Annotated in this window: 4 protein-coding genes, 1 rRNA gene and 1 riboswitch; of the genes, 4 read left to right on the top strand and 1 reads right to left on the bottom strand. The window is 37.4% G+C overall.

The features are described 5' to 3' along the window. The first annotated feature begins 131 nt into the window (after positions 1-131). From rrf to ABYK33_RS13655, 3 genes are all read left to right on the top strand, one after another. Positions 132-247, top strand: a 5S ribosomal RNA gene (gene rrf / locus ABYK33_RS13665). A gap of 768 nt (positions 248-1,015) precedes the next feature. After that, positions 1,016-2,404, top strand: coding sequence for an argininosuccinate lyase (gene argH / locus ABYK33_RS13660; protein WP_373033832.1), 1,389 nt, complete (start codon positions 1,016-1,018; stop codon positions 2,402-2,404). An 85-nt stretch (positions 2,405-2,489) separates the two neighbouring features. Further along, positions 2,490-2,568: riboswitch (cyclic di-GMP riboswitch) on the top strand. Between the two features lie 86 nt (positions 2,569-2,654). Continuing rightward, complete coding sequence (locus tag ABYK33_RS13655; protein WP_373033831.1) at positions 2,655-3,164, top strand: murein L,D-transpeptidase family protein; 510 nt, start codon at positions 2,655-2,657, stop codon at positions 3,162-3,164. Between the two features lie 16 nt (positions 3,165-3,180). On the opposite strand, the gene ABYK33_RS13650 is transcribed toward ABYK33_RS13655, so the two are convergent. Continuing rightward, positions 3,181-4,620: a YdiU family protein gene (locus tag ABYK33_RS13650; protein ID WP_373033830.1), complete on the bottom strand. Its 1,440-nt coding sequence runs from the start codon at positions 4,618-4,620 to the stop codon at positions 3,181-3,183. Positions 4,621-4,878: 258 nt separating this feature from the next. Here ABYK33_RS13650 and ABYK33_RS13645 point away from each other — a divergent pair. Beyond that, on the top strand, positions 4,879-5,076 hold a 198-nt coding region (locus tag ABYK33_RS13645), incomplete at its 3' end, for an OsmC family protein (RefSeq protein ID WP_373033829.1).

The following is a 5,076-nucleotide window of genomic DNA, read 5'->3' as shown; positions in this document are numbered from 1 at the left end:
TGTAAAGTTGTAATTACTCAACAGCATGAATCAAATTAAACCTTGAACGTTTAGACTCTTAACAATACTAAGTATCTCAAAGCTTTTATAGCTGGGAGAGCTAAATACACATCGGTGTACTTATCTCTCTTAGTGGTGGGGCTAGAGGGAGGGTCATACCCAGCTCCATTCCGAACCTGGAAGTCAAGCCTCCCATCGCCGATAATACTGCAGGCTACGTCTGTGGAAATGTAGGTCGCTGCCACTTTGAGTTTTTAACACACCTTCATCTCTTAACAATCTTATTTCTTACTCTTATCTTTAATACCTTGACAATCAATTTCTATCTTTACGTTTAATATTTTGCATATTATTTACACTCACGAGTTATAATACGAATAGACAAGACAGCCAACATCCCTTTTAAGAGCTTAGTATACTCTTGTTCAAGATTTTTTATCTTCATTGACTATTTCTTGTGATGGTTATCTTTTTTAGAAGCGTTTTCTCCTGAGTATAATAACAAATCATTATTTTTTTACTATATCAATATTATTTAAGTTTATCATTAATATTAATGATATCTTAATCATTTTTTTATATAATTCATGTATGAAAGGCGACTATTTTAAACATTCATGTTGAATAACCTTTACGCCTTGTCCAAATTTGTAAATAATCTTAATATTCGCTAGTTTTGGTTGCCTTTTCATGCTAAGAATCTCTCCTCTCTTGACTTTTTTCGTGTTAATTTGATAATTTAACCTTTGATTAACAGTCTATTTACTCACTATTAACTCCTATCGTTTATAATGATATTAGAAAAGGTAACATCTCTGAAGAGCTTGTTTTACTCCTTGTCCAAAATTTGTAAACTTCCTTGTTTGCTCTTTGGTTGCCTTTTTATTGAAGAGCTTTACTCCCTAGATATAACTTCCCTTTTTAGGCTCTTCGTTTTATTCTTTTTTTAACAAACCTTCTTAAACGTACTTTACGATAAAATATACTTACTTAAACTACATTTCAGGAAATCATAATGTCTAAAAAAATTGCATCTGCAAGAATCTCTGAAAAGAGTTCACAATTACTTCAAGATCTTAATAATTCATTACCTTTTGATAAGGCACTTTATAGAGAAGATATAGAGGGTTCAAGAGCACATGCTTATATGCTATGTGAACAGGGCATCATTTCTAAAGAGGATTATGAGAAGATAGAAGGCGGATTGTATGAGATACTGAGTGAAGTAGAGTCTGGTGCATTTAAACTTGATGGTGATGATGAAGATATCCACATGGCTATAGAAGGAAGACTGACAGATAAAGTTGGTGATGCGGGTAAACGTCTGCATACTGCTAGAAGTCGTAATGACCAAGTGGCACTTGACTTTAGACTTTATGTTCAAAATAACACAAAAACCATCGCTGAATTACTTTTAGAGAACATCAGAACACTTGTAAATGTAGCAGAAAAAAATGTAGAAGTAATGCTTCCGGGTATGACACACTTGCAACACGCACAGCCTATAAACTTCGGTTACCATATGATGGCGTATGCAAGCATGTTTAAACGTGATTATGAGCGTTTTATAAGCTCTTATGATCGTAACAACTATTCTCCTATAGGATGTGCTGCATTGGCTGGGACTCCACATAACATCTCTCGTCAGATCACTTCAGATAAATTGGGCTTTAATGCACCGACGTTGAACTGTCTTGACACGGTAAGTGACCGTGACTTTGCACTGGAGATACTTTTTAACATCAGTACAATGATGATGCACATGAGCCGCTTGAGTGAAGAGCTCATTTTATGGTCTGCAAGTGAGTTCAGATGGGTGACACTTTCTGACAAACATGCAACAGGTTCTTCCATTATGCCACAAAAGAAAAATCCTGACATCCCTGAACTTCTTAGAGGAAAAACAGGACGTGTAAACGGTAACCTCGTAGCACTTCTTACAGTGATGAAAGGTCTGCCACTTGCGTATAACAAAGATATGCAAGAAGACAAAGAAGGGGTATTTGATTCTGTAAGAACAGCCACACTTTCACTTCAAGTACTTGAAGAGATGATAGGCGAAATGACAGTAAACGTTGACCAAATGGAAAAAGCATGTATGATAGGTCACCTCTCTGCTACTGATTTGGCAGACTACCTTGTAAAAGAAGCAGGACTTCCTTTCCGTGATGCCTATCACATCACCGGTAATGCAGTGAACTTGGCAGAAGAAAAAGGTCTAGATATCTCAGAACTAAGTTTAGAAGATCTACAAAGTATAGATGCGCGTATAGGTGAAGGTGTGGTAGCACTACTAGATAACCGTGCCTCAATGAATGCCCGTCAGTCTGAAGGTGGTACAGCTACAGTGAGAACTTTGGAACAGGTAGAGAATTTGAAGGTTTGGTTGGAGAATCAAAACTAAATACTTTTATGGAAATGCAAATGGGTATAAAAAATAAATATCTTATTTTTTTAAAATATATTATAGTATAATGCAATCAATTATTAATGTTAAAAGCTAAACTTGTTGTGAAGCAAGGACAGAAAGTCATGGGTCTTTATACTAAAGATCGCCAGACCGCACACTTACAAATACGCAGATAGATAATTCTGCCTTCTTCACACCTTAGATTTTGATAATGATATGATACAAACCTAATCAAAGGATCGTTGTGAAGAAATATCTATTTTTTTATCTTATCACCCCATTTTTTCTTTTTGCAAATACTACGTCGTTTTCGAAATCCAAAGACATTAAAGCAGATCTGGTCACAGTTGTAAAGTCAGAAAGAAAGATGTATCTCTCATGTAAAGGGAAGATCTTAAAAAAATATGACATAGCGCTAGGCAAAAGCCCTATAGGTCCTAAAAAAGTGCTAGGTGATAAAAAGACACCAGAGGGTAAATATAAGCTTGATTACTTCAAAGAAAACAGCTCTTTTTATAAAGCTTTGCGTATCTCATATCCAAATAGAAGTGATTATAAAAATGCAAGAAAGCTGGGTAAAAGTCCTGGTGGAGCGATCATGATCCATGGACAACCCAATAACAGAAAAATAAAAAAATCATTTTTTCAACGATATAATGATTGGACTGCAGGGTGTATCGCATTGGAAAACAGTGAGATGGATGAAGTTTTAAGGCTTGTGAAGGTGGGAATCCCGATTCACATCAAGCCTTGAAATTCCTCATACCTGTTTAGGATGAACATGAGAGACAGATGTTTTTGTGTTCCTCCGGAGTCTCATTGGCGAAATGTTCAAACTCTGGAAGTTCGTCATACGGATGTGATGCAATATGCAGTAGTGTTTCTACCATAGAATAGTTCCCATGCTCGGCCAGTGTGATCGCTTCTTGAAGCATATAATTTTTCAACACATATTTTGGATTCGTATTTAGCATTGCGTTTTGGCGTTCTGGCTGTGTGGGTGTTTCTTTTGATAAACGTGCATCATACAGATCAAGCCAGTTGTGAATGACTACTGGGTTCATGGCGATATCATAGAGAGGCATCCTCTCACCGTCATAGTGACTGAGCGTTCTAAAGAAAAGGGTATAGTCTACGTACGCATCTTGTAGTGCTCCTACCAGTTCAGTGATGAGTTCAACATCTTCATCCAGTCTTAAAACTAGCCCTAGTTTTTGACACATGATATCAATATAGGCATCTGGATAGATGAAGTTACCATAATCATCGAGTTTCTTTTGCATTTTCTCTTTATCGATAATAGGAGAGAGTGCTTTGGCGAGCATGGTGAGGTTCCAATAGGAGACATTGGGCTGTTCTCCGTAGCTGTATCGACCTATGCGATCGGTTTTGTTGCACACAAAGCCGTAGTCATAATCATCTAGCATTGCATAAGGTCCATAATCAATGGTGAGACCTGCGATGGACATGTTGTCTGTATTCATAACGCCATGACAGAATCCCAGCCCTTGCCATTGTGCTATTAGCTTTGCTGTACGCTCAACAACTTCGCAAAAAAACTTGAAATAACGATCTTCATCATTTTGTAGGTGTGGGTAGGATTCGGTGATCACGTAGTCGGTGAGTGACTTGAGCTTGTCGTACTCTTTAAAATAGTAAAAGTATTCAAATGTACCAAAACGCACCCAACTTGGTGACATACGCATAACGATAGCGCCGCGCTCTATTTGATTTCGTAAGATCTTTGTTTGCGATCCTATGATACCAAGAGCACGCGTTGTAGGAATGCCAAGATGGTGCATCGCTTCGCTCATCAAGTACTCTCGTATGGAAGAGGGTACGGCCGCACGACCGTCTGATGTACGGGAATAGCGTGTTTCTCCACTTCCTTTGGTTTGTAGGTGCCAGCCATTGATGCTTCCCAGGTTGATAGCTCTTCCATCTCCTAGACGTGGAACGTAATGACCAAACTGATGTCCTGCATAGCACATGGAAAAGGGGCGTGTACCTTCAGGTATGAATGTACCGTTTAGCAGAGCTACAAAATGGGGATCATCACCACTATCACCATCAAGATCGATAAGTTTTGCCACCTTGGGATTGAAACTGATCAGGTAGGGATCATCAAGTGGTGTGGGATCGGTCATATCGTAAAATTCGCTATCTAGCGAAAGATATGTAGTTTGAAATTTAAGGTTATTAAGTGTCATAAGGAGGTTTTACATTTGTTCTCCTTAAGAATAGATAAGCTTTCATTTTTTAGGTGTTTTTTTCTCTCGTATGTATTCCCATGTCAAACATGAAAATGAGATTACATGTAGTTAGATGTGGTTGGCAAATTGAGTAAGGGTAGTTTGGTTTTGTATACAGGTAATTTAGGTTCTATATCAACACCAAGGATAGTACTTTTGAAGTAAAATTATATCTCAGATAGTGTACACTATGGCAAATAAATTTTTGGAGTCAATATGAACGTATATGTAGAGTATTTAGGAGATAAGAAGTTTAAGGCAAATACTATTAAGTCTAATTATACACTTGATTGTAAAGAGATCACACCTGTGGAATATTTTGCAACAGGTATCATAGGATGTACTGGAATAGATCTTGTAATGATGGCTGAAAAAGATGGTTTTGAAGTAAGTAATTATAAAGTAAGTGCGGAG

It is taken from the genome of Sulfurovum sp. (assembly GCF_041562805.1).
Taxonomy (GTDB): Bacteria; Campylobacterota; Campylobacteria; order Campylobacterales; family Sulfurovaceae; genus Sulfurovum.
Note: the sequence above shows the minus strand (reverse complement) of the source record. Positions and strands in the feature narration are given on the sequence as shown.